At 68.8% G+C, this 24009-nt stretch carries 16 protein-coding genes; 6 read left to right on the forward strand and 10 right to left on the reverse strand.

Annotated elements, in window-relative coordinates; all coding sequences use genetic code 11:
• Positions 1-52: 52 nt before the first annotated feature.
• Positions 53-3184 carry a glycosyl hydrolase gene (locus KY572_RS11760; protein WP_224242665.1) on the forward strand — a complete coding sequence of 1044 codons (3132 nt, stop codon included), beginning with the start codon at positions 53-55 and terminating at the stop codon, positions 3182-3184.
• 18 nt (positions 3185-3202) lie between these two features.
• Here KY572_RS11760 and KY572_RS11765 read toward each other — a convergent pair whose 3' ends face one another.
• From KY572_RS11765 to KY572_RS11775, 3 genes are read right to left on the reverse strand one after another with little or no spacing between them, the layout of a single operon-like run.
• A complete protein-coding gene (locus tag KY572_RS11765) occupies positions 3203-4267 on the reverse strand; it encodes a glycosyltransferase family 4 protein (protein ID WP_224242666.1) in 1065 nt (354 codons plus the stop codon).
• Positions 4264-5106, reverse strand: coding sequence for a PIG-L deacetylase family protein (locus KY572_RS48105; RefSeq protein WP_407659936.1), 843 nt, complete (start codon positions 5104-5106; stop codon positions 4264-4266). Before KY572_RS48105 ends, KY572_RS11765 begins: the two co-directional genes overlap by 4 nt.
• Complete coding sequence (locus KY572_RS11775) at positions 5103-6356, reverse strand: glycosyltransferase family 4 protein (protein WP_224242667.1); 1254 nt, start codon at positions 6354-6356, stop codon at positions 5103-5105. Before KY572_RS11775 ends, KY572_RS48105 begins: the two co-directional genes overlap by 4 nt.
• 159 nt (positions 6357-6515) lie before the next feature.
• Between KY572_RS11775 and KY572_RS11780 the strand changes: the two genes are divergently transcribed.
• Positions 6516-8012, forward strand: coding sequence for a lipopolysaccharide biosynthesis protein (locus KY572_RS11780; RefSeq protein WP_224242668.1), 1497 nt, complete (start codon positions 6516-6518; stop codon positions 8010-8012).
• Positions 7994-9187 carry a glycosyltransferase family 4 protein gene (locus KY572_RS11785; RefSeq protein WP_224242669.1) on the forward strand — a complete coding sequence of 398 codons (1194 nt, stop codon included), beginning with the start codon at positions 7994-7996 and terminating at the stop codon, positions 9185-9187. The genes KY572_RS11780 and KY572_RS11785 overlap by 19 nt, the downstream gene beginning before the upstream one ends.
• A gap of 46 nt (positions 9188-9233) precedes the next feature.
• On the opposite strand, the gene KY572_RS11790 is transcribed toward KY572_RS11785, so the two are convergent.
• From KY572_RS11790 to KY572_RS11810, 5 genes are all read right to left on the reverse strand, one after another.
• Positions 9234-10142, reverse strand: coding sequence for a glycosyltransferase family 2 protein (locus tag KY572_RS11790; RefSeq protein WP_224242670.1), 909 nt, complete (start codon positions 10140-10142; stop codon positions 9234-9236).
• Positions 10139-11347: a hypothetical protein gene (locus tag KY572_RS11795; protein WP_224242671.1), complete on the reverse strand. Its 1209-nt coding sequence runs from the start codon at positions 11345-11347 to the stop codon at positions 10139-10141. Before KY572_RS11795 ends, KY572_RS11790 begins: the two co-directional genes overlap by 4 nt.
• Positions 11344-12519, reverse strand: coding sequence for a glycosyltransferase family 4 protein (locus tag KY572_RS11800; RefSeq protein ID WP_224242672.1), 1176 nt, complete (start codon positions 12517-12519; stop codon positions 11344-11346). Before KY572_RS11800 ends, KY572_RS11795 begins: the two co-directional genes overlap by 4 nt.
• Positions 12516-13643 (reverse strand): alkaline phosphatase family protein, encoded by a 1128-nt coding sequence (locus KY572_RS11805; RefSeq protein WP_224242673.1) that lies wholly within the window; start codon positions 13641-13643, stop codon positions 12516-12518. The genes KY572_RS11800 and KY572_RS11805 overlap by 4 nt, the downstream gene beginning before the upstream one ends.
• Positions 13644-13746: 103 nt before the next feature.
• Positions 13747-14724 (reverse strand): polysaccharide biosynthesis/export family protein, encoded by a 978-nt coding sequence (locus KY572_RS11810; RefSeq protein ID WP_224242674.1) that lies wholly within the window; start codon positions 14722-14724, stop codon positions 13747-13749.
• Between the two features lie 175 nt (positions 14725-14899).
• Between KY572_RS11810 and KY572_RS11815 the strand changes: the two genes are divergently transcribed.
• Positions 14900-16627, forward strand: a complete 1728-nt coding sequence (locus tag KY572_RS11815) for a GumC domain-containing protein (RefSeq protein ID WP_224242675.1) — start codon at positions 14900-14902, stop codon at positions 16625-16627.
• On the opposite strand, the gene KY572_RS11820 is transcribed toward KY572_RS11815, so the two are convergent.
• Complete coding sequence (locus tag KY572_RS11820; RefSeq protein WP_317987839.1) at positions 16583-18010, reverse strand: sigma-54-dependent transcriptional regulator; 1428 nt, start codon at positions 18008-18010, stop codon at positions 16583-16585. The genes KY572_RS11815 and KY572_RS11820 overlap by 45 nt on opposite strands.
• Before the next feature lie 290 nt (positions 18011-18300).
• Between KY572_RS11820 and KY572_RS11825 the strand changes: the two genes are divergently transcribed.
• Both KY572_RS11825 and KY572_RS11830 read left to right on the forward strand, forming a co-directional pair.
• Positions 18301-18855 (forward strand): serine O-acetyltransferase, encoded by a 555-nt coding sequence (locus KY572_RS11825; protein ID WP_224242677.1) that lies wholly within the window; start codon positions 18301-18303, stop codon positions 18853-18855.
• Entirely contained in the window at positions 18852-20027 is a 1176-nt protein-coding gene (locus KY572_RS11830) for a glycosyltransferase family 4 protein (RefSeq protein WP_224242678.1), read from the forward strand. Before KY572_RS11825 ends, KY572_RS11830 begins: the two co-directional genes overlap by 4 nt.
• Positions 20028-20057: 30 nt before the next feature.
• On the opposite strand, the gene KY572_RS11835 is transcribed toward KY572_RS11830, so the two are convergent.
• The gene (locus KY572_RS11835) at positions 20058-23921 is read right to left on the reverse strand and encodes a kelch repeat-containing protein (protein ID WP_224242679.1); all 3864 of its coding nucleotides are present in this window, start codon (positions 23919-23921) and stop codon (positions 20058-20060) included.
• Positions 23922-24009 lie beyond the last annotated feature (88 nt).

The raw sequence follows: 24009 nt of genomic DNA on the forward strand, positions 1-24009 counted from the left end.
GGGTGTGACGAACCTCGCCCTCCCCTCTGTACAGGCGTGAGAAGATGGCGGCATGACGGACACGCAGCCATCGCCACCGCGTGATGGGACACCCGGCAAGAGAACCTGGCGGACATGGGTCAAGTGGTCGCTCCGTATCGGCCTCGGGCTGATCGCGGTCGTCACCATCGCGGCGGGCATCGCTGCTGGGATCGTCTGGATGCGGCTCCAGGCGGTCATGAAGCCATCCGACTTCCGACCGGAGCAGCCGCTCTCCGCGTTCGTCGATGAGGCGCCCCCACAACGAGCCTCACCGCCACCTGCGGCACCGTTCGAGTGGAGCGCCATCGACACGCCGCCGCGAACCGCGATGCCGTGGACCCGGTGGTGGTGGCCCGGTGGCGATGTCGAGGCCCAGGAGCTGCGGCGCGAGCTCGAGGAGCTGCGCGCGGCCGGCTTTGGCGGAGCCGAGGTGCAGCCGTTCGCGATGAACACCAGCGGCGTGGTGAAGGACGACACCAGCGCGCGGGAGCGCGTCTTCTCCGTCGATACGCCACGCTACTTCGCCCTGCTCCGCGGGATGCTGGAGGATGCCGACAAGCTCGGTCTCCAGATCGATCTGTCCCACTACAGCGGGTGGCCGGCGGGCAGCCCCGTGGTGACTCCCGCCGAAGGACTCCAGACCCTGGCCTGGAGCGAGCATTCCTTCAGCGGGGGGCGGCGCGTGGATCTGGAGATCCCGCGGCCCACTCCCGGACTGAACACCTACGCCTCCGCGATGCTCGGCATGTTCCTGTTCGAGGGGGACTTCGCGGACTTCGACGCGGCCAGCGCGCGGCTGATGAGCGTCGTGGTGGCGCGGCCGCTCGGAGGAGGCCACAGCCGCTTCTCGCTCAGCGACACGCTCCGGCTGGATCCCGCCAGCGTCCAGGTGGTCGACGGTCAGGTGCGCGATGGCCGGCTGTCCTGGGATGCCCCCGAGGGCGACTGGGTCCTCGTGGCCTCGTGGCTGCTGCCGACCGGGGAGCAGCCGTCCCTGGCTGCCTTGAACCCTCCGGGGTACGTGCTCGACCTGCTGCGCGGTGACATGACTCTCGCGCACTACAACTACGCCTTCGGCGCGCGCACCGGGCTGCCGCCGTACTACGGAAAGTCGCTGCGCGGCATCTTCAACGACAGCTACGAGTACAAGATCGACCGCCTCGGCTCGATCGACATCCTGGACGAGTTCCAGCGCCGGCGCGGCTACGACCTTCGCCCGTACCTTCCCGCGATCTATGTCGACGGGGCGGACAACTGGCCCATGAACGAGTTTCTGCCGCCCCGCGCGCCGAGCTTCACCCTGAGCGACCTCGACCCCCGCGTCCGCTACGACTACCAGCTCACGCTCTCGGACCTGGTCATCGAGCGCTTCGGCGATCCATCGCGCGAGTGGGCGGAGGCGCGCGGCCTGCTCTCGCGGCAGCAGAGCTACGGGCTGGACCTCGACATCCTCCGCGCCCAGGGAAGCAACCACATCCCCGAAACCGAGCAGCTCTACGCGGGTGGCACTCGCGAGTTCTTCCGCATGGCGTCGTCCGCGGCGCTGCTCTACGGCCGCCAGCTGGTGAGCTCTGAGTCCTTCGTCTGGGCGGGACTGGACTACGCCGTCGATCCCTCCATGCTCAAGGCGGCGGCCGACCAGCTGCTGGTGTCTGGCGTGAACCACATCATCTACCACGGGTTCCCATACGACTGGCGCAGAGAGGAGCGCGAGGCCCTGTTCGGGGAGGCGGGGTGGAACCCATGGTCGTCGCCTTCGAACCCCTTCGCGCTCTTCTCCGGGAACTACTCACCTCGTGCTTCGCTGTGGGAGGACATCCCGGCACTCAACGCGTACATCGGGCGCGCACAGCACCTGCTGAGGCAGGGGCAGCCGGTGGCGGACGTGCTCATCTACTACCCGTTCCTCGGGTACCGCTCGCTGGGGTACGGACAAAGCGAGGCGCACCTCCCACTCATCGGCGGCACCTTCCCCTTGAGCAACCCAGCGGGGTTCGCCCCGGACCCGGGCCCGAGCAGCGAGACGGTGGACGAGCGCATCCAGTGGCTGCGGCGCGTCCGGCCGCTCCTCGATGAGCTGGACCGTCGAGGGCTGACCTGGAGCTGGGTGAACGGGGACGCGCTCCACAGCCGCCTGCTGCCCGGGGGACAGATCCAGGGGGGCGCGACCTACGGCGCCATCGTCTTCCCGGAAGTCGAGGCAGTGGCGCCGGAGGATCTCGCGGCAGCGCGTACGCTCCAGAGCGGAGGCGTGCCGGTGTTCATTCTTGGCCCCCCGCCCCGCCGGCAGCCGGGACGCCACCAAGCAGCGGAGGGGGACGCACGCGTCCAGAGCCTGGCGAGAGACATCCTGGCCGGGCAGCCGGCGCTGACCAGCCCTGGCGCGCTCGCGGATGCGCTCGCGGCCCGGCCGGGTCCGTCACTCCGCTTTGCGTCCGCGAGTCCGCTCTGGCGGCAGGGCCGTCGCCTCGAGGGCGGGGGCCACATCGACTTCCTCGTCAATCCGACCTCGGAGCCCCAGTCCGTGGTTCTCCAGGCAAGCGAAGGGAACACGGCCTGGTGGTTCGATGCAGCTACCGGTGGCGCCACTCCGGTGGCGACGGACAGCCAGGGAGGGCTGCGGCTCGCGTTGCAGCCGTATGAGTCGCGGTTCCTCATCCGTGGTATCCCCATGCCACAGCGCCTCGCTCGCCCCGAGGTGAGTGCCCACCTCGGCTCGCGAATACTCAATACGTGGGCCTTGCCGCAGTGGTCGCTCTCGGTCGGGCAACAGAGCCGGAGCTCCGGACTCATCGACTGGCGTCAGGACGAGGCGCTGCGTCACGAGAGCCAGGCGGGAGTGTACCGCGCGACCTTCGATGCTCCGGCCCTGTCCGAGGGCTCGCGCTACATGCTGGACGTCGGGCCTGTTCCTGGAATGGCTGCCGTCCGGGTCAACGGGGTGGCTGTGGGCCGCGTCAGCCTCCCACCCTGGCGCATCGACATCACCAGCGCGCTCCGGGCGGGGAGCAACGCGCTCGAGATCGAGTATCGGCCCTCGTCCCGCAACGCGATGATCAAGCGTGCGATCGATGGCGACCCGCGCATGCAGCACTTCCTCGAGCGCAAGGACGGCCTGGTCCCCGCAGGCCTCCGCGGTCCCATCCGCATCGTCGAGATGTGAGGACTGAGCCGTCCACAGTCAGACCGGCGGCCTCGGCCTGGCCGCCGGACACAGCTCCTCGGCCAGCGCCTCCAGCACCTGGGCACCGGCTCGGTCCGTGAAGCGCTCCTGGGCGAAGCGAAACGCCTCGATGGCCAGCCGACGTCGGGTGTCGGGCTCATCGAGGATTGACCGCAGCGTCCGCCGCCACACCTCCACGTCTCCCATCTCGACGAACCAGCCGTTCTTCCCGTGGCGGATGTAGTCCTCGGTGCCAATGCACCGGGTGGCGACCACCGGGACGCCCAGGGACATGGCCTGGATCAACGTCATCTGCCCGCTCGCCGTCTCCCGGTTGTTGACGGGAATGGCGACGAGCTCCGCCTCCGCGATGACGCGCAGGTAGTCCTCCTGAGGGATGCTGGTCAGCACCTTGACGTTGGGAGGAACCGGGCCGCCCGGTCGGCCATGCGGATGCACCACGACCACAAGCTGGACAGGCAGCCCCTCCACCGCGCGGAACAGGGTGCCGTAATCGCGGCCCGAGGAGCCGAGCGCGGCGATGTAGCGCGGCGCCAGCCCGAAGCGCTCACGCGCCCCGCGGAAGTCCTCCACCTTCAGCTCCGCCCCCGTCAGGTACGTGAAGTGGAAGCGGGACTCCGGCAAGGCAAAGGTGCGTGCGTAGGCCGAGCGCTCGTGCTTCGTATAGACGATGAACCGCTCCACCCATCGGTAGGCGAGCCGCGACAGCCACTTGCGAAGCCCGTGGTACTCGTGGCCGCAGTTGAAGTACCAAACGACATGCGGGGTGAGTACCAGGCTCAGCAGATTCACGAGCCCCTGGGTGAAGCCCCCCTGCGGGAAGGCCGTGACGATCAAGTCCTGAGGATGGCGAGCCAGATACCAGCGGGCCTTCAGCGCCAGCCGGAACAGCTGCCACCATTTCTTCCCGTCCGTCCGCTTCCGCGTCGAGTCGACGAGATCCTCCAGCCCCACGTAGGAGCACTCGAAGCGCTCCGGTGGAAGGAACTCGCCCAGCCACCGGCGATCCGGGCGGAGGAACCACGCGACGAACAACACCCGCAGCTTCCTGGAGGACTTCATCCGCGCGCTGTGCCCCGGAAGTCGACGCGGCGGTAGTACTCATACTCTTGAAAGAAACAGGCGAGGAACTCTCCCTGGTCGACATCGCCCAGGGTCGGCCAGCATGGAGCTCCATTCCTGCGTCGCATCTGGGAGACATGACGCTCCAGGGCGGCGCGCTTCTGAGCCACCACATCCTGGATGGCGACGGAGGTCCGAAGCTCCCGCAGGAACCTCACGCCGCACACCGTCGCGCGGCATCCCGCGAGCACGGCCCTCGCCTTTCCCCAGGAACTGCCCTCCCCTGCCACGGGCCAATGCCGCCAGCTCCACACGGGATACTCCAGGAGCGTCGCCGCCAGCCCTAACCGGGCGATGGACTCGTAGACGATCGAGTGGGTCGCGACATGATCGGAATGTTCGCCCCGAGCATATGGAAGAAACACCTGCTGGGGGCGGTGCTGCTCCAGCAGCCTGCTCACCCGAGTGACGGCTTCCGCGCGCCACAGGCTCAGCTCCGCGTCTGGGAAATCCAACCAGGAGCTCCGCGCTGGCGCCAGTCCCAGGGCTTCCACGGCCTCGAGAGCCTCTCTCCGCCGCATCAGCCTCAGCTCGGAACGCGAGATCAGGTGCGCATGCGAAGCCGCTCCGTCCGTCATGAAGACGATCCGCACGTCAGCGCCTGAGCGTCGCTTCTGGAGGATGGTCCCCCCACATCCCAGGGTCTCATCATCCGGATGTGGCGCGAAGACCATCGCCGAGCGCCGGAGCTCACCATCGTCCAGGGGCGTCGCCAGGCGAGCCATGGCCAACCGCTGAAGACTTCGAGAGACACTCCGCAGGTGCTCCTGTCTCCTCATCCCGTCTTCCTCTGCTCGAGAACGGCCTGATAGATGCCGTGAAGGGAGCGGGCGACTGCCTCCCAGGAGAAGCGCTGGCGCACGAGCGCGGAACCCGCCCGCGCGGCGGCCTCCAGCCGAGCAGGGCTGGACAGGCACTGGCGCAGCGCCGCGGCCCACGCTTCAACATCCAGGGTGGACACCTGGAGCCCGTCCTCTCCGATGGCCTCCGCGAGGTCCGCCAGCCCGGAGCGGTTCGCGACCATCACGGGACGAGCCGCTGCCCAGGCCTCCAGGACGCTCAGCCCGAACGCCTCGTGCAGCGAGGGCACCATGACGAGCTTCGCCAGCGCGAGCAGGTCCGGGACCTCCTCATCCGGGTCCAGGTTTCCGAGCACGTGCACCCGTGACGCCAGGCCACACTCCGAGATCTCCTTCTCGACAGCGACTCGGTAGGAAGGGTCCACCACCGCTCCGGCCAGCACCAGGTGATGGTCCGAGGGCGCACCGCTGGCAAAGGCCCGCACTGCCAGGAGCTGGTTCTTTTGAGGATGGAGCCGTCCGATGACAGCAACCATCGGCAGTCCGGCCCACCGTGGCCAGCGCCGGCGAGCACGATCGCCGCACCCGGACTGGAAACGCTCGACATTGACACCTTGTTCGAGCCGGACCACGCGATGACCGATGAGGCCGGCCAGCGCCACGCGCTCCTCCTCGTTGAAGACAATCACCCGAGAGGCGTCCTGGAGCACGCGCCGAGCCCCCAGCAGCGCTCCAAAGGGACGGCCGAGATCGACGAGCCCCGAGAGACGCTGCGTCATCTCCGCCTCCAGCCACGCACGCCTCGCGAGCAGTGGCCCGTGGACCGAGATGACATAGGGCCGCCCCGTGAAGCGCATGGCGGTCCGCACGGCGCCACCGATACGCCCCGCCGTGTGGAGATGTGCCAGGGCGATGCCGCGATCGCGCGCGAGGCGGAGCGGCTCATCGAGCGTCACCAGATTACCCGCGGTGGAGCGCAGGGCTCGCCGCTTGCTCGCGGATCCGAGAAAAGGGTTGAAGCTCCCGTACCGGACCAGCGGGACACAGGGGTCCAGCGAGCGATCGGGTGCCTGGGGCCCGCGGGGGGCATGCACCTCGCACCCCCAGCCCATCCGCGCCAGCTGCCGCGTCACCTCGACGACATGCGTCTCGGTGCCTCCCCACTCCCCGGGATCGTACTTGCGCAGCACGTGAACGACGCGCCGCCCGTTCCCCGCTGTCGTGACCATGTCCCCAAGACAGGCAATTCCCAGACCAGCCAACAGCCCTCGCTCTGGCGAGCGCTCCTCATGGAGGGACCCGGCCCATCTCAGCCTGAGACACGCGAGACGCTCCGAGGGACGCCACCCGAGGAGATGCCCATGGGAGGAGCGGCATGTGCTCTGCACATGCCTTCCGTGACGATGGCACGCAACAGCTCCCCCCTGGGGATGACGGCCGACTTCCTCTCCGTGTGCGCGAGGCATGTAGCCCAGACCGTGGCGGGCCTGCTCACGGTCTCGCTGGTGGTGCGCGCGCTGGGCCCCGAGGGACTGGGGGCCTGGGCCTTGCTCGGAACGACGAGCTTCCTCGTGGGGCTGTCCGACCTGGGACTCAGCGTGGCGGTGCTTCGCGCCGCGGCCCGGCCGGACGCCGCCGCTACCTACAGGCTCGTTCGCCTGACGATGGGCGTAGTCCTCATCGTGTGTCCCTGCTTGAGCCTGGGCGCCTATCTCCTGCTGCTCCGCCTGCCGTCCGAGTTGGGAATGCTCCAGGCGGAGCTCTCCCATGCAGCGCTCCCAGCCTTTGCGGCGGGGTTGATTGGCTCGCTCGGAGCACCGCTTCGCTCCCTCCTCTTGATGCGAGGAGCCTTCACCTCGCTGGCCTGGTCCCGGGCGGCAGCCTCTGCGACGCAGGTCACGCTGACCGCGGGAGGACTGGCCATGTACCCCTCCCTGCTCGTGCCAGCACTGGGCCTGCTCGCCAGCGCCAGCATCGAGGCGCTGGTCCTCACGAGGGCCGTGAGGCACTCCGCCCCAGGCCTCGAGCTTCGCCCTTGCTGGCCCAAGGAGCCGGCCGAGCTCCGTGACGCCCTTCGCCAGGGCACGGCAGCCCTCGCCATCAACGTCGGGGTTGCAGCGGCCATCCGCGCGGACGTCTTCATTCTCTCGGCCTACCTGCCCCTGAGCGCCGTAGGCGCATACCAGGTCGCCTCCCGCTCCATCGACCAGATCTTCTCCCTGGCGAAGCAGGCCAGCGGGTGGCTCCTTCATCGCCTGGGAGATCCGGATGGGCGCCCAGGTGCACTGCGGCTCGGCACTGCTGTTCTGGGAGGGCTGACCACCAGCGGTGTCGTGACGTTGGCACTGGATGGTTCAGCGATCCTGGAGGCGTGGGTGGGCCCGCTCGCGCAGGATCGCGTCGTCCAGGTGGCTGTGGCACTGCTGGGAACGGCCGCGATCATCGCCGCGGCCGAGGAGATCGCGTCCGCCACCCTGACGGTGAGCAGCGCCAGCACCTGGGACGTCGCACGCCCCATGCTCCTGGGGCACTCCTTGAAGATCGCTGTGTCTCTCATCGGGGCGAGGTACCTCGGCGTCTGGGGGGTGGCGGGAGGCACGGTCTGCGGCAATGTGCTGATCGCCCTGCTCATCTGGAGCAAGGCCCGCGCACTGGTGGGCTGGCGCGCCGAGGAGCTGGCCTGGACCCTGGCGCCCATCGGAGCGGCCGGACTGGTCTCGCTGAGCGTGGGCTGGGCGCTGGCTCCGCTAGCCATGAGGACAGCCCTGGCCAGCGCGCTCATCTGCGGCGGGGTCACGCTCCTGGGGACCGCCGCGGCGCTCCTCTCCTGGTGGCTGCACAGCCCCCCTCGCAAGGAAGGCACCACGTGCACATCCTCCTCCTGAGCAACCTCTACCCTCCCGACATCCTCGGCGGCTACGAGCTCCTCGCCCGGGATGTGGCGGAGGTGCTGACGCACCGAGGACACACCGTCGAGGTCCTCACGACAGGCTCCCGGACCAGCGAGGCCTCGGTGATACGGACCTTGCGCCTGGCACGTCCCTTCGGGCGTCCCGCGGGCCGCGATCGACTCCGCCATTTCTGGGCGGGCCTGCGCAACCGGGCCGCGACGCGAGCGTACCTGCGAACCCACGCGAAGCCGCAGGTCGCCCTCGTCATGAGCCTGCGCCGGCTGGGACTCGCCCCGCTTCGGGTGCTGCAGCAAGCAGGCATCCCCTTCGTGCTGACGGTGAACGACGACTGGCCCGTTGCCTACGCGGCGGGCCTGAGCCCTCGGGGACACACCAGGTTCGGACAGTGGCTGGATGAGGTGCTGGTACCCGCGCGAACCTGGAGTGGGCTCGTGGTCAACAGGGTCCTCTATCTCTCGGAGGCGGTCCGCCGCGAGGTACGCAATGCCGGCGCCCCGCTGGCCTCCGGAGTGGTCCAATCGCAGGGAGTAGATCTCTCGCTGTTCACCCCGCGAGCCTTTCGTCCCATGCGCGCGAAGCTCCGGCTGCTCTGCGTCGGCCGTCTCCACCCGAGCAAGGCCCCGGAGGTTGCCCTCGAGACCCTGGCCGCGCTGAAACAGCGAGGTGTTCCCGCGACACTGACCTTCGTGGGCGAGGCCGGCGAGCCCGGCTTCCAGATCCATCTCCAGCGACGGACACAGGAGCTGGGCCTGGAGCCTCTCGTCACCTGGGCAGGAAAACATCCCCGCGAGCAGCTCCCTGCCCTGTATCACGAAGCCGATGCGCTCCTGTTCCTCTCGCGGCTCGAGCACGAGGGGCAAGGCCTCACCTATCTCGAGGCCATGGCCTGTGGGCTCCCCGTAGTGGCCTGGCCCAGCGGTGGAGCCCGCGAGTTCCTCGAGCGGCACGACGCCGCGCGCCTGGTCCCCGCCTGTTCGGGCGAGGCCTTCGCGGATGCGCTCACCGCCCTGCGCGGCGATCCTGCGGCCCAGGAGGCGATCGTCCAGCGAGCCCTCGAAGTCGTGAGAGCCCATGCCAGCCTGGATGCCTACGTCCGATGCCTGGAAGGCCAGCTGCGCCATGCCGCGCGCGGGAGCACCGGGCCCTGAGCACCAGGCCCCCATACCCGCGCACGCCCAGGCGTCGCTGAACCGCTCATCCCCGGTCGAGGACCACGCGCTGGCCGATGCTGCTGTCCTTGCTTCCGGTCCTCTTCCTTCGCTCCCCGAGCGAGTGTCCCCGCAAGTAGGCCCAGTGGTACACCCACCGTCGGGGCAGCGAGAGCATGAGCCCCAGGAGATCCCCCGCCACCAGGTGGGCTCCGGCGTCGCGCGCCCAGGACCTGCACACGCGGCGAAGGAACGTCGGGATCGACACGGTGTCCCGCAGGATGAACGCGTCCGCCTCGCCTTCGATGAAGCGTCGCCCGTAGAGCTGCCGGAGCGTGTAGTTGTGCGAGTGCATGACCAACGCCTCCGGCACATAGCGCGCGACAACATCGTTCTGCCGCGCCCAGTGGCCCCACTCCGTGTCCTCTGAGCCCCAGGCATCCTCATAGAAGGGATGCCGCTCCCAGGCCGCCCGCTTCATCGCCGCGAAGGGCAGCGAGTACACCATCCACGACGGGGGGACGCCCTGGGAGGGAAAGGCCTGCGCGTAATCACGCCGTACCCAGGTATGAGCCTCCGGACGCGGGAGCTGCCGGGCAAAGGTCGCATCCGCCTTGCCTGTCTCGAGAGGCGCCAGGAGGAGTTCCAGGGCATTGGGCGCCAGCGGCACCACGTCGGAGTTCTGGAACACCAGGATGTCTCCCCGGGCTTGCTGGATGGCCTTGTTGAGGACGGCCCCCGGGAAATACTCCGTGGCCGCGATCTGGATCACCCGGCAGGGGAACCGCCGGGCGATGTCGAGCGTGCTATCCGTCGAGCCCGAGTCCACCAGGAGCAGCTCGAAGTCCCTGCGGTGTTGCGAGAAGAGGCCCGAGAGCGCCTGTCCGATGACCCAGGCGGAGTTCTTCGAGCGCATGATGACCGAGACGCTTCCACTCGTGACTCTTCGACTCATCGTCCGCGAGCCTCCAGGTCGAGCCCGAGCCTGCGCGCCACGAGCATGAAGTTCGGGTCGCTGCTGGCTCCCCAGTACCGCAGATAGGCGCGCCGCAGCTCGGAGGCGCTCCCCCCCGCGCTCAGCGCGTGTCGTGTCAGCTCCCGATCACGCTCCCCGCCCACCCCATAGGCAACACAGGGGAACATCGTGGCCAGCAACCCTCGATTCCCCCCGAGCTGGAGCCCCAGCTGCTCGCGCCACCCCAACCTCTGAAGCCTGGAGGACCTGAAGCGCACCGCGTTGCGCACCTTCCTGAGCCACACCCGTGCTCGCAGGCCACCATCCATCAGCGCGGAGCGGAGCCCTCGCTCGAAGTAGCCGTCCCATTGAAGCCCCGGGGTAGCCATCCGGATCGCTTCACAGGCCAGATGGACTTCCGACAGCTGCCTTCGCACCTCCTCCAGCCACGAGACCAGATCGCGCCCTCCCAGGGCGTCGTAGTCCGGCTCGAAGCGGAAGGCGCTGGCCTCCTCGTAGAGCTGGCGGAAGCCCGCCGACACGTCACGCAGCTCCGCCACCCGACGCCGCTTCTCGACGTAGCTCCAGTGATACCTGCCACGAAAGAACAGCAGGGTATCGCCATAGCCGATGATCGCCTTGGCCGCATGCCGGACGAGCGCGCGCCTCCGAGCGTCGTCCGCCCCGCCCTGCTCCAACAAGGCCTCGTTGATGATGAGCAGCGTCCCGCGGTTGACCAGCAGATCCCTCACATCGCCAGGAACGATGGCGTCTTGCGAGAAGTGGGTGAGCGAGGGAAGGAAGGAGGCGTCCCCAAGCACCGTCTTGTGGCCGTACCGCATGTCGTACCACATGACCAGGCAGGGAGCCCGGCGGAGGGCACGAGCCGTGACGATGCCCAGGTCGAGCCCCACCGCGTGCTGCTGGCGCAACGGCTCGAGCGAGCGATCCAGCAGCTCCTTGAGCCCGGGACGTATCGTCCTGTCGGTCACCAGCAGGAAGTCGAGGTTGTTGTGAGGCCTCTCGCTTCCTCCGCTCCGGTCGACTCCGCCCTCACCGCGTCCGTAGCCTCCGATGAGGGCCAGCGCTCGCAGCTCATCAGGCCGGACGTGTCCACCAATGACCCCGGCGGCCTGCCTGACAATCCCAGCGATCAGTGCCTCCACGGCTGCGGAGCCCCGTAGGGTGAAGCGTCCCTCCATCATCCGGCCAACCTGCCGACGCCCGCGGCAGCCTCCAGGACAGCCAGCAAGCGATCCGCATGGTGTTCGGGGCGAAAGCGCTCCTCGAAGGTCCGCAAGGCGTTCTGGCTCATCTGGCTCCGGAGAGTGGGATCGCCCAGCAGGTGGTCGATGGCCGTGGCGAGCGCGGCAGGCTCATTGGGCGGCACGCAGAGCCCCGTCCTGCCATGCGACAGCCACTCTTCAATCCCGCCCAGGGCACTGGCGATGACCGGAGTGCCATGAGCCATGGCCTCGATCCCGACGAGGCCGGAGGTCTCCGGAGCCCGGGTGGGGAAGACCAGACACGAGGCCTGCTGGTAGTACGCGGAGAGCGCCTCGGGCTCCAGCCACCCGACGAAGGACACTTGCGCGGCCAGCCCCAGCGCCTGTACCAGGGCCCGCAGCTTCACCTCCTGCCTCCCCTGCCCCACCACGATCAGCCGACACGGGCGGGCGGTCCTCGGGAGCGCATGGAGCAGCACATCGAGCCCCTTGCCCGTGGTGAGCTGCCCGATGAAGAGCAGGAGATCCTCCTGACGCTGCCCATGGGCGCCGAGCCTGGGCGGGGCACTCGCGTAGAGCGGAATGACATGGATGCGAGAGCGCTCGAAGCCGTGAGCAACGACATGGTTGGCCATGTACCGCGAGCCCACGATGAAGGCCGCATGGTGGCGGGCCTGATCCTGCTCGGCGCGGAGCCCTCGGAGGGAGGCGAGCTGCACTCCCGGCCACGTCTCGGAGCGGCGAACGAAACCGAGGCACGGATAGCAGGCCGCGCCGATGGTCCGGCAGCATGGAGTCTTGGAGATCGCCGTGTACTTGTGCTCGCGCAGGCAGAACAGCCGGTGATCATGGAAGAAGCGGATGACCGGAAACGGCGAGGCCGCGAGCGCCTCGAGCGCCTTGTGCTCGTGGAGGCGATGCACGTAGACGACGTCGGGTGCCAGCTCCCGGAGCTGCCGCCCGAGATCGACGATCGGAAAGGCACCCTCGAAGGGGGTGAGCATGGACGGCGCGGGATCCGGCGTCGCATTCACATCATAGAGGAGCACGGAGCGCACACCCTGGCCCGCCAGCTCCCGTGCGGTGTCTCGCACGTACCGCTCGGCTCCCCCGGTGGGCCGAGCGAACTCGTTGATCCACGCAATCCTCATGCGCTCACTCCCAGGAGTGAGCGGACCCAGGGGGCGACATCCGACAGGGCGCGGCAGTCAGCGGGGATCGGCATGTCCGAGGCAATGGCCGCGAGAGCAGAGGGGCTGTCCACGTCATAGCCGTGCATGCCGCGCATCGCGCCTCCCACGAAGCTGGGCGCGAAGAGGCTCCCCTCCTCGAGGAGGAAGAGCGCTCTGCCATAAGGAGCGCCGTCCGTAGGAGCCTGCCTCGCGTCGAGGGCCCCGGTATCCAGCCACCGCCCCGGCAGCTCCGCGCGCTCCACCGTGGCCCGCGCTCGCGCGAGCGTCCGGTCATCCCCCCAGAACCGCAACATCGTGCTGTCCACGAAGGCACGCACGCCGCGCAGCTGCCGCAGCAGTCCACGAGGATCGACGGCTCGGCGGATGTCCGCCATGCCGTGATCGCCCACCACGATGGTGCTCACCTCACCGCCCCCGCTCCGCATGGCCTCGCACGCACGCTCGATCCGGGTGGTAATCCGCCGCATGGCTGCGCGGGCCTCGGTGCTCCCGTTGCCTGCCCGGTGGAGAGCACCATCCAGCTCCGTGGCGTACGCGAAGACCAGATCGGGACGCTGATCGCGGAGAACGGCTTCGGTATGTGCCCAGCGCTGGTCCTCGGGCAGCTGCCAGGGCGCCGCGAAGACCCGGAGGCCCGCTCGCCTCGCCGACGAGAGGAACGTCTCGCAGCCGCCGATCCGATCCGCGGCGAAGAGATCCTCCCGCTCTGGCAGGTCCAACCAGCGGAAAACCTCGGGAGGAACGCGGTAGAGCTCCACATAGCCCGTGAGCCGGGCCTGACGGGCCAGGACCTTCGCCGCAAGCCGGCGCAGCTTGCCCCGCTCGTGCACCACCCGAGGGAGCAGGCCCAGCAGGGACAACGGAGCCAGCACCCCCTCCCCCTCGGCGGCATGGGCAAAGAGACACATCCGCCCGTGACGAGCCGGAGGCGCTCCCGTGAGCAGTGTCGGCAAGGCACCGCACGAATAGCCGAGAATGCCGCGCAGCTGGCCGCGATAGGGCAGACCTCCAAACCCGCCAGCCTCCTCCAGCTGGGAGGGCCCGAGGGCATCGACGAAGACGATCAGGACTCGGCTGTGCATGGACACTCTTCCCGCTCCTCACGGTTGCACGAAGAGTGCCGAGACCCGCTCCGGCAGCGGGCCCAGGTACGAGCGCCTCATTGCTGGACACGGCTTCGTCTCATCATGGGACGGGCGAGACGACCAGCAAGGGAACCAGGCGCTGGATCACGTCCGATACCGAGGCAAACCAGTGCTTCGTCACGTAGACGATGTCACCGCGGGCCAGCTCCACATCGGTGGCCTGTCCCTGGCTCAGGGCCCTGAGACTCGCCCGGTAGACCCTCGGCGCCGAGAGCGGGCCACGAACGATCCTGACGTCGGCCTCGTCCGCGCCAGCGCTCATTCCCTGAGCCTGCGCGAGCACCTCGCTCAGCCGCAGCCGTGGGCGCCACGGGACGAGATGAGGATTCCCCACCTCCCCCAGCACTCGCACCGCGGCGCCTTGGAGCGCGGGCACGAACAAGACATCCCTGGGAGCCAGCAGCACATTGTGTCTCGGGTCCCCCGCCAATGCCCGCGGAATGCTGATGGGCAACGGCTCGCCAGCGCGGAGCAGGCGCGCAGCCTCCAGATCACCCAGCTCGACGCTCTCGGGCTCTCCATCGGCCCGCTGGACGCCGCCTGCCATCGCGAGGAGATCGGCGACGCGAGTGGGACCGCTGAGAACGTATGTACCGGTTCTGGCCACGGATCCCAGGACACTGACCCGGTGCCCGGCCGGCTCCGCCACCGTGAGGGAGACGGCTCCGAAGCGATCATAGCGACGCAACCGCTCCTGGAGCAGGGCCTCGGCCTCTTCCAAGGACGCGCCAGCCACCGCAATGGCCCCAGCCAGCGGAGCATGGAGGAACCCTGCGTCATCCACGCTCAAGCGCGGCACCTCCAGTGGAGCCAGGGAGATCAACCGGAAGTTCAAGATGTCCCCTGGCTGCAGCCGAAAGGGAGACGCGGGCGCAGGAGCCATTCCCGCTGGCGCCGGGATGGCCTCGACCGTGAAGTCCGGGTCCTCCGTGGGCCTCGTGGGGGCAACGCCCAGGTGGGTGCGACAGCCGGAGCAGATCACCAGCGTGCACAGGCAGAGGAGAGTGAAGCGGCTCATGCAGGCGCCTCATCGCAAAAGCCGCGCCACGGAGCTTCCTGGCACACCAGGTGCACTTCGACGGGAGGTGTTCGTTCCAGGTGATGAAGGCTCCACCATCCCTTCCCGGAGTGCCACCGGGCCCTCCGGCCCGCGACCGGGGCGGCCCGTCGATGTGATGCGGGTGGTACGGGCCGTGAGCCTGCGCTGGCGGCTGATCACCCTCGCCTCCCTGCTCGGCGTTCCCCTGGGCGTGCTCGTGGTCAAGACCCTGCTGCCTCGCGAATATGTCTCGGAGGCCGTGCTGGTATGGGAGCCTCCACGCTCCTCCTCTCGCGTGGACTCGCTGCGAGAGTTCAAGACCCAGGTCGATACGCTCAAGCTGCCGACCCTCCTCGCGGAGGTCCGCCGGCGGACGGCGCTGACGTCCACCCTCGAGGCACTGGGCCGCAGGATCGATGCGAGCACTGGCAGGGACTCGAACGTCCTGACCGTCCGGGTGAGAGCCGGCAGCGCCGAGGAGGCCTTGCGGCTCGCGGAGACGGTGACCCAGGTGTTTCTCGAGGGCCGCACCGCGACAGAGCGGAAACGCGCGGAGGAGCAGTTCCAGACCCTCGGCCACGAGATCGAGCGCGGGCAGGCACAGCTCACGGCAGCCTGGGAGCGCTACGATGCCTTTAGGCTGGAGAACGGCATCGCGGACCTCACGATCGACCAGCGGGCGGCGCTCGAAGCGGCCGTGCTCCTACGCACCGAGGCAGACCGCAGCCGCATCGAGATGGAGTCGGCGGAAGCCAAGGCCAGCCTCCTCCACACGGCGGCCGGGCACGAGAGCCCGAAGGTGGTCCTCTCCGAGACCCAGGCACTCCCCGAGGAGCGCAAGCTCGCCGAGCTGCGGACGGAGCTCGTCGCCCGCCGGGCCAGTCTGTCCGAGGAGCACCCCGAGACCCTGGGGCTCGCGGCCGCGGTGGAGGCGCTCTCGAGCCACTCCTCCACCGCACCCACGCTCACGGATCAGACAGTAGGGACCAACCCTCAGTGGATGTTCCTCCAGCAAGGGCTCATGGAGGCCAAGGCGGAGCGGGAGGCGGCTCAGCGCAAGTGGCAGGCCTTCACCCAGCTGGAGCTCTCCGCGCGTGAGCGCACGGTCAGGCTGTCCTCGATACAGGGAAGGGCCAGCCTCCTGCTCGATGAGCTCCGCCTGGCGGAGAAACGACTGAGCGAGCTCAAGGCCGAGCAGAAGATGATCGAAGCGGTGATGAACCAGCCGTTTCCCGGCTTCCGGGTGCTGGACGCAGCCGAGCTTCCTTCACGTCCGAAGCGCTCCTACCGCCTGGTAGCGCTCGCCTTTCCCCTCCTCCTGGGCACACTCACGGCGCTGAGCTGTGCCGCACGCTCCCTGCGTGGGCTCAAGATCTGGACGGCCTCCGAGCTCGCCTACTGGGGGCGCGGCCCCGTCGTCGCCGCGTCGAGCTGGCCAGCGAGCCCCCAAGGCCTGGAGGATCTCGCCCTGGACCTGAGGGGAGCACTCGGCAGCGCTCGTGGCACCACGCTCATGCTGGCGCTCTCCCCAGCGAGGACGGAGCGCGCCGTCGAGCTCGCCTCGCACCCGGAGCTGAAGCCCGCGGTCTCTCTTCGGGAAGAGGTCTCGCTCCGGGACGGTGCGCTCCTGGTCTGGGACAAGCCTGAACGCCCTCAGGCGCTTCGTCGCCTGGCCCGCCAGAGCTCCCGGGTGCTGGTGCTCGTCGAGTCCGGTGCCCACTCCGTCTTCGAGCTCATGGCGCTCCCTCACCTGCTCGGGCGGGAGGATCGAATCGGGTTCGTCCTCCTGGGAGTCGGCACCGGGTTTGCCGCCAGCCCGGATCAGCTGGGAGACGTCTCAGGGTTCTGGCAGGCCCCGCATGGGCTGCGGATACCCCCCTGAGCGATCGTCCATGGCCGAGGAGAGGTGCAGTTCCCCCAAGCGGCGGTACAGGGTGGCTCGCCCGAGCCCCAGCAGCCTGGCCGCCTTCGCCACACTCCCATGCGTCACCGTCAACGCCTTGAGGATCTCCCTGCGCTCCAGCTCCCGGAGGGGCACGACCGCCCCCACCTCGGGCAGTGGCTCGGCCGCCACCGCCCTTGCGGATGGAAACCCCTTCGGGATGTCGGGGAGCACGAGCGCGCGCAGCTCCGCCGGCAGGTGCGCGAGCTCGATCTGCGTCCCATCACAGGAGAGCGCGGCCCGCTGGAGGACGTTCTCCAGCTCGCGCACATTGCCAGGCCAGCGATAGCGAAGCAGCGCCGTGAGCGCCTCGTGGCTGACGCGGCTGGGGCGGCTCCTGTCGCCCCAACCCGACTTCCTCAGGAAGTGATTGATGAACAGCGGGATGTCCGAAGTCCGCTCCCGGAGAGGAGGAACCTGGATGGGATAGACGGCGAGCCGGTAATAGAGATCCTCGCGAAACCGCCCGCTCTTCACCTCCGCCAGGAGATCCCGGTGGGTGGCGGCGATGATCCGGACGTCGACGCGGATCTCCGTCGTTCCGCCGACCCGGCGGATGGTTCGCTCCTGCAACGTCCTCAGCAGCCGGACCTGCGTGGAGGCGCTCATCTCCCCCACCTCATCGAGGAACAGGGTGCCCCCTTGCGCCTGCTCGAAGCAGCCCTTGTGGGTGGCGAAGGCGCCGGTGAAGGCGCCCCGGTCGTGTCCGAAGAGCTCCGACTCGAGCAGGGACTCCGCGAAGGCGGCGCAGTTGACGGCCACCAGCGGCCCCCGGGCCCGCGCTCCCTCCTCATGGATGGAGCGAGCCACCAGCTCCTTGCCAGTTCCCGTCTCACCGAAGATGCACACGGGCACCTCCGCCTGGAGGACCCGCTGGAGCTGCCTCACCAGGGCGCGCATCGGAGGGCTGCGTCCGATGAGGCGACCCATCAGCAGCTCCTCCTCGGCGGCCTGCTCGGGCTGCCGCGACCGCCAGCTGTCCCACCGGTATTCGGCCGCCTCCCTCAGCGAACGGATGATGCGGGGACCCTCCAGGGGCTGCGTCACGTAGTCATGCGCTCCCAGGCGGACCGCCTGCACCGCCGCGTTGATGTCCTGGTCCGCGGCGAGGACCACGATGGGGAGCAGGGCATCTCGTGCCCGCAGGTGCCTCAGGACATCCATTCCCCCCATGTCCTCGAGCGCGAGATCGAGACAGACAGCGGCCCACTCGGATGTCTCGCATTGCAATACGTCTCGCCCCTGCTCGAACTCGAGCACGTCGAAACCCTCGACCTCGATCCAGGTGCGCAGCAGCGCGCGAAGAGTGGAATCACGACTCACAATCACTACGCAACGGCTCTGATGACAGCTCACGTCGTCAATCACGTCTGGCATTCTCCTGAAGCAGCGCGTGGTACAGGCTGCTCTCGGTCGGCTGCCCGGCTCGTGCTGACTCCGGCTGGCTCCTGCTGCACATCCCGTTCCCGGGTGTCTCAGAGTGAGCCGATCGCCCAGGAGCCGTCTCATTCCGAGACGTCCTGAAATGAGACGCCTCGATCGTCTCGATGTGAAACACATTTGCACCATCCAACGCTGAAAACGGTTGGAACGCCGATCGCAAGAGCGGTGGCATGGACTCGCTCTTGAAATCCTTCCATGCCTTTCGTGCCCCCTTGCTGGCCCTCCAGGCGGACGGCACGCGGTTGATCGACGCTTGCCGCGCCCGGGGGGCCCTGCTCCCGCGAGCCTCCGCCGCGCTCGACTCGTCCCTGTGGGCCCTGGCCCTGCTCAGGCTCGGGGCCGGGTTCCGGGGAATGCTGGGAACCTCGCTGGGGCTGTCGACGCTGCTGCGGCTGGGCTTTCACATCGACGTGTGGAGCGATGCCATCGGCCCCGGGCTGCGGCTGCCCCACCCCTTCAACATCATCATCGGAGAGGGCGTGGAGATTGGACCTGCCTGCACGCTGCTTCATGGCGTGACGCTCCAGAATGGGCCTGGCACCCGTGTCGGACAGGGAGTGTTCCTCGCCAATGGGGTGACCGTTCTGGCGGGCTCCCGGATCGGAGCTGGGAGCCTCATCGGCGCGGCCAGCGTGGTGCGTGGAGAGATTCCTCCTGCCTCCGTGGCGGTGGGCGCCCCCGCACGCGTAGTGCGAGCCACCCGTCCTGGGGAGGTCGCGCCATGAGGCTCGCCATCACCTTGGGAGGCACGGATTGGGGGCGCTCCGGGCTCGGCACGTATACGCGGGCCCTGCTCCCTCGCCTGCGCCGCGGGCTCTCCGAGACGGGGGGCAGCCTCATCGCCATGGGCACCGCCAGGGACTTCGAGGCCTATGCCGACGTCCTCGGGGATACCGAGCGCGTGAGGGTGCCCGCGTACGCGGATCATCCCGCCCTGGGTGCCTCGTGGTACCTGGCGCGTGCTGGGGCCCGCGCACGCGCCGCGGGAGCGGATGTGCTGCTGCTCCCGGCGGCCAACCGCCGTGCGGCGCTGCGCCCCGGTCTACCCACCGTGGGCGTCATCCACGATCTGGCTCAGTTCAACGTCCCCAGGAAGTACGACGGGCTGAGGACCCGCTACGTGCGCTACCTCCTGCCGAAGGCCTTCGCCGAGCTCGAAGCCCTGGTGGCCGTCAGCCACGCGACGCGTGCGGACGTGGCGCGTGTCATGAGCCGCCCGGTCGATCAGATCCACATGATCGCGAATGGGGTGGACACCGAGCGCTTCGCGCCCATGGAGGACGCGCGTGTCGCGGAGGCTCGCGCCCGACTGGGCCTCGAGGCCCCCTACTTCCTGTATCCGTCTCGCCTCGAGCACCCGGGGAAGAACCACCTGCGGCTGCTGAGCGCCTATGCCGCGTCCTCCGCCCGCGACAGCCACCAGCTGGTGCTCGTGGGCGCGGACTGGGGAGCAGAGGATCTCATCCGCGCCGAGATCCAGCGGTTCAGGCTGACGGACCGCGTCCGGCTGCTGGGTTACGTGGCGGAGGAGCTCCTGCCCGCACTCATGGCGGGCGCGGATGCGGTCATCGCGGTGGGGCTCTGCGAGGGCTTCGGCCTGCCAGCCCTGGAGGCACTGGCCGCGGGCCGTCCCGTGGTGGCCACTCGTGCCGGGGCGCTCCCCGAGGTGGTCGGGGAGCTCGGCATCCTCTGCGATCCGCTCGATGCCCAGGACATGGCGCGAGCGCTGACTCGCGCCGCCAGCGATGCAGCCTTCTCAGCCCGGGTTCGGCGGGAGGGGCCCGCCTACGCCCGGTTGCGAGGCTGGGAACGGACCTGTGAGGGGCTGCTGCAGGTCTGCCGTTCCGTAGCCCTCCCGGTGCTGACGAATGTCACCGGGAGTCTCGTGAGTGGGTGAGGATGCATCCACCCGGCCTGGCAGTGCATGTCAGGGCATATATTCGCAAACGCCCTGATAGCACTGGAACTTCCAGTTGGGGCCGCAGCTGGTGTAGTCGGTGGAGCGTGCGCACTCGTACGTCGTCGTCGTGGAGGACGGCACGCACTGTCCCGAGGAGCAGCTGTAGCTGGTCACAGTCCGAGTCTGGGTGGCTTCCTGATCACAGGAGTCGCTGTAGTCACACTGGCTCCAGCTCTCGGTAGTTGCCGGGCAGGTGACGGTAGGAACGGTGCAGTTCCGGAATTCCGCCTGGCTGAACGGCGAGCATGTGCCGTTGGAACACCCGTAGGTCGACACCCAGCGAAACTGCTGGCCCGAGCCACCGCACGCGTCGGCATAACAGCTGCTCCAATCGCCGTAATCGGTGGGGGGGCAGGTAACGGTAGGAATGGTGCACGACTGCCACTCCGTCCAGGAGGACGGCTGGCACCCACCGCCGGAGCACGAGTAATCCGTCACGGAGCGCGACCGGACGCCCGAGCCTCCGCACGCGTTGGCGTCGCAGCCACTCCAGGAGCCGTACTGAGTGGCAGGGCATGAGACTTCGGACTTGTAACAATCCCGCGTCTGCGTCCAGGAGGACGGCTGGCACCCACCGCCAGAGCACTCGTACTCCGTCACGGAGCGCGACTGCGTGCCCCACCCCCCGCAGGCATCGGCATCGCAGGAGCCCCAGCTCCCGTAACTGGTAGAGGGGCACGAGACGGTAGGCGTGGTGCAGCTCTGCGTCTCGGTAGAGGTGGACTGAGCGCAGGTGCCGCTGGAGCACGTGTACCGCGTCACGGAGCGCGACTGCGTGCCCGAGCCTCCGCACGCGTCGGCATCGCAGCCACTCCAGGAGCCGGTGCTGGGAGTGCCGCAGCTCGTCCCGTTGGCGGCATACCCATCCCCAGGGCAACTGTTGCTGCTGCCAGTGCAGTACTCCGCCGCATCACAGGCTCCAGCCGAGCCGCGGCACTGCGTCGTGCTGGGCTGCTTGGCGTCCGCGGGGCACGTGGCCGTGTTGCCTGTACAGTGCTCGGCCACGTCGCACACGCCCGCGGAAGCGCGGCACTGTGTAGAGTTGGAGGCAAAGCCATCCGCCGGGCAGGCATTGCTGCTGCCGGTGCAGTACTCCGCCACATCGCAGCTGCCTGCCGAGGCCCGGCATGACGTGGTGCTCGGCTGCTTGCTGTCCGCGGGACAACTGGCACTGCTGCCGGTGCAGTACTCCGCCATGTCGCACACCCCGCCCGAAGCCCGGCACTCTGTGGTCGCCGGCTTGAAGCTCCAGCTGTTCGTCGACACGCTTGGGTTGCACTGCTGGCAGTCCCCAGCGGGGTTGGTCGTCCCGGCCGCATAGTACGCACCGGCGATCCAACACCCGTTCAGACACTGGCCCGCGCTGTTACACACCTGTCCCGAGCCGCACGAGGTACCAGCAGACACCAGTGGGTGGCTGCAGGTACCAGCGCCATTGCACACGTCGCTGGTGCAAGCGTTGCTGTCGCTGCTGCACGCTGCTCCTGAAGCCTTGAAGCCATCCGCCGGGCAGCTCGCGCTTGTTCCCGTGCAGCTCTCCGCCACGTCACACTCGCTGGCCGAGGCGCGGCACTGTGTAGAGTTGGAGGCAAAGCCATCCGCCGGGCAGGCATTGCTGCTGCCGGTGCAGTACTCCGCCACATCGCAGCTGCCTGCCGAGGCCCGGCATGACGTGGTGCTCGGCTGCTTGCTGTCCGCGGGACAACTGGCACTGCTGCCGGTGCAGTACTCCGCCATGTCGCACACCCCGCCCGAAGCCCGGCACTCTGTGGTCGCCGGCTTGAAGCTCCAGCTGTTCGTCGACACGCTTGGGTTGCACTGCTGGCAGTCCCCAGCGGGGTTGGTCGTCCCGGCCGCGTAGTACGCACCGGCGATCCAACACCCGTTCAGACACTGGCCCGCGCTGTTACACACCTGCCCCGAGCCGCACGAGGTACCAGCGGGCGCCAGCGGGTGGGCGCACGCCCCGGATCCATCACACACGTCCTGGGTGCAGGCGTCACCATCACTGGCACACGCCACGCCCGCGGGCTCCGGCGTATAACTGCACGTGCCGCCACCACACACTCCAGCCGCTCGGTAACAGGCAGTGGGCGGGCTGTTACACACCACCTCCGCTCCTGCGCAGCTGCCCTGCCCGTTGCACGTGTCTCCCGTGGTGCACGCATTGCCGTCATCGCACAGCGTTCCCCCGGCCTTGAACGGGTAGGTGCACACCCCGTTGGCATAAGTCCCTGGCGAGTCGTGGCACGCGCTTGGCGGCGTCGTGCACGCCACCACGCCAGCGCACGCTCCCGCTCCGTTGCACACGTCGTTGAGCGTGCCCCCATTGCCATCATCGCACGCGCTGCCCGCGGCCTTGGGCGCATAGGTGCAAGCCCCTTGGCTGCACGTGCCCGCCGCCTCGTAGCACTGCCCCGGAGGACTGTTACAGCTCACCGGCGTTCCCGCGCACCCTCCGGCCCCGTTGCACACCTCCTCCACCGTGCAGGCATCCCCATCGTCACACTCCGCTCCGGCGGCCTTATACGCGTAGGAGCACGTCCCTCCGCTGCACGTCCCCGCCGCCTCGTAGCACTGCCCGGGCGGGCTGCCGCAGCTGGTGGCACTTCCCACGCACACTCCAGCCCCGTTGCACGCGTCCGCCCCGGTGCACGAATCCCCGTCATCGCAGCTCGCTCCCACGGCCTTCGGCGCGTAGCTGCACACCCCATTGTTGCACGTGCCAGCCGCCTCGTAGCACGCCCCTGGCGCGCTGGTGCAGACCACCCCCGCGCACGCGTCATACGCATACAGTTCCGCTGTCTTCTGGCTCGAGTTGCTGGCGCTCACCCCTCCCACCACCAACACCTTGCCCTGCGCCTCCAGCCCCACTGCCACGTGCAGGAACCTCGCGCTTCCCATCGGCGCCACCGCGCTCCACTGCCCCGTGCCCGGGTCGTACACCTCCGCGCTCGCCAGCGCGCTCGTCGCCGCGCTCCCTGATAGCCCTCCGGCCACCAACACCTTCCCCGTGCTCAGCAGTGTCGCCGTGTGCTGCACTCGGGCGCTGCTCATCGCGCTCGCAGCGCTCCACTGGCCCGTGCCTGGGTCGTACAGTTCCGCGGTCGCCACCACTCCGCCACTGCTACGCCCTCCCGCCACCAGCACCTGGCCCGAGGGCAGCAGCGTCGCCGTGTGCTCGTAGCGCCCCGTGCCCAGCGCCCCCGTCGCACTCCACGTGTTCGTCACCGGGTCGTACACCTCCGACGCTCCGATGACCCCTCCACTCCACCCTCCCACCACCAGCACCTTCCCATCGGCCAGCACCGTCGCCGTGTGGCTGCGCCGCGCGGTCTTCAGCGCGGGCCCCACCGCCCACGTCCCCGTGGCCACGTCATACACATCCACCTTGTTCTGCGCTCCCCCGGCGTTCCCTCCTCCGGCCACCAGCACCTTGCCGTTGCTCAACGCCGTCGCCGTCAGCCAGTCACGTGCCACTCCCGAGGCAAACGTCCCCGTGGAGGCCCACGTGTTGGTGGCCGGGTCATACACCGCTGTGGAAGCCAGGCGGCCGGTGGCATTCTCTCCTCCGGCCACCAGCACCTTGCCGTTGCTCAACACCACCGCCGCATGCGCCTGCCGGGCCACCGGCATCGCGGCCACCGCTGTCCAGGTTCCCGTTGCCGGCTCGTACACCGTCGCAGAGGACAGAAACCCGCTGGCGTTGTACCCACCCGCCACCAGCACCTGCCCCGACGGCAGCACCACTCCCGCGTGGTACTTGCGCGCCTCGCCCATCGCCCCTGTTGCCTCCCAACCCACCACCAGCGCGGAAGTATGGCTGGCCACCGTCTGCTGTTCCGGCGCCTTGCTGCTACAGCCCAACGCAACACATACCAGGCCCCAAACCAGGGCCCGGCTCATTTCCCCGACGTGC

This window comes from Hyalangium gracile, assembly GCF_020103725.1.
In the GTDB taxonomy this organism is placed as follows: domain Bacteria; phylum Myxococcota; class Myxococcia; order Myxococcales; family Myxococcaceae; genus Hyalangium; species Hyalangium gracile.

Bases quoted from the DNA above. Each gene is read 5' to 3' on its own strand.
- KY572_RS11760 (WP_224242665.1), top strand. From the start codon at position 53: ATGACGGACACGCAGCCATCGCCACCGCGTGATGGGACACCCGGCAAG.
- KY572_RS11765 (WP_224242666.1), bottom strand. From the start codon at position 4,267: ATGAAGTCCTCCAGGAAGCTGCGGGTGTTGTTCGTCGCGTGGTTCCTC.
- KY572_RS48105 (WP_407659936.1), bottom strand. From the start codon at position 5,106: ATGAGGAGACAGGAGCACCTGCGGAGTGTCTCTCGAAGTCTTCAGCGG.
- KY572_RS11775 (WP_224242667.1), bottom strand. From the start codon at position 6,356: ATGGTCACGACAGCGGGGAACGGGCGGCGCGTCGTTCACGTGCTGCGC.
- KY572_RS11780 (WP_224242668.1), top strand. From the start codon at position 6,516: ATGCCTTCCGTGACGATGGCACGCAACAGCTCCCCCCTGGGGATGACG.
- KY572_RS11790 (WP_224242670.1), bottom strand. From the start codon at position 10,142: ATGAGTCGAAGAGTCACGAGTGGAAGCGTCTCGGTCATCATGCGCTCG.
- KY572_RS11795 (WP_224242671.1), bottom strand. From the start codon at position 11,347: ATGATGGAGGGACGCTTCACCCTACGGGGCTCCGCAGCCGTGGAGGCA.
- KY572_RS11800 (WP_224242672.1), bottom strand. From the start codon at position 12,519: ATGAGGATTGCGTGGATCAACGAGTTCGCTCGGCCCACCGGGGGAGCC.
- KY572_RS11805 (WP_224242673.1), bottom strand. From the start codon at position 13,643: ATGCACAGCCGAGTCCTGATCGTCTTCGTCGATGCCCTCGGGCCCTCC.
- KY572_RS11810 (WP_224242674.1), bottom strand. From the start codon at position 14,724: ATGAGCCGCTTCACTCTCCTCTGCCTGTGCACGCTGGTGATCTGCTCC.
- KY572_RS11825 (WP_224242677.1), top strand. From the start codon at position 18,301: ATGGACTCGCTCTTGAAATCCTTCCATGCCTTTCGTGCCCCCTTGCTG.
- KY572_RS11830 (WP_224242678.1), top strand. From the start codon at position 18,852: ATGAGGCTCGCCATCACCTTGGGAGGCACGGATTGGGGGCGCTCCGGG.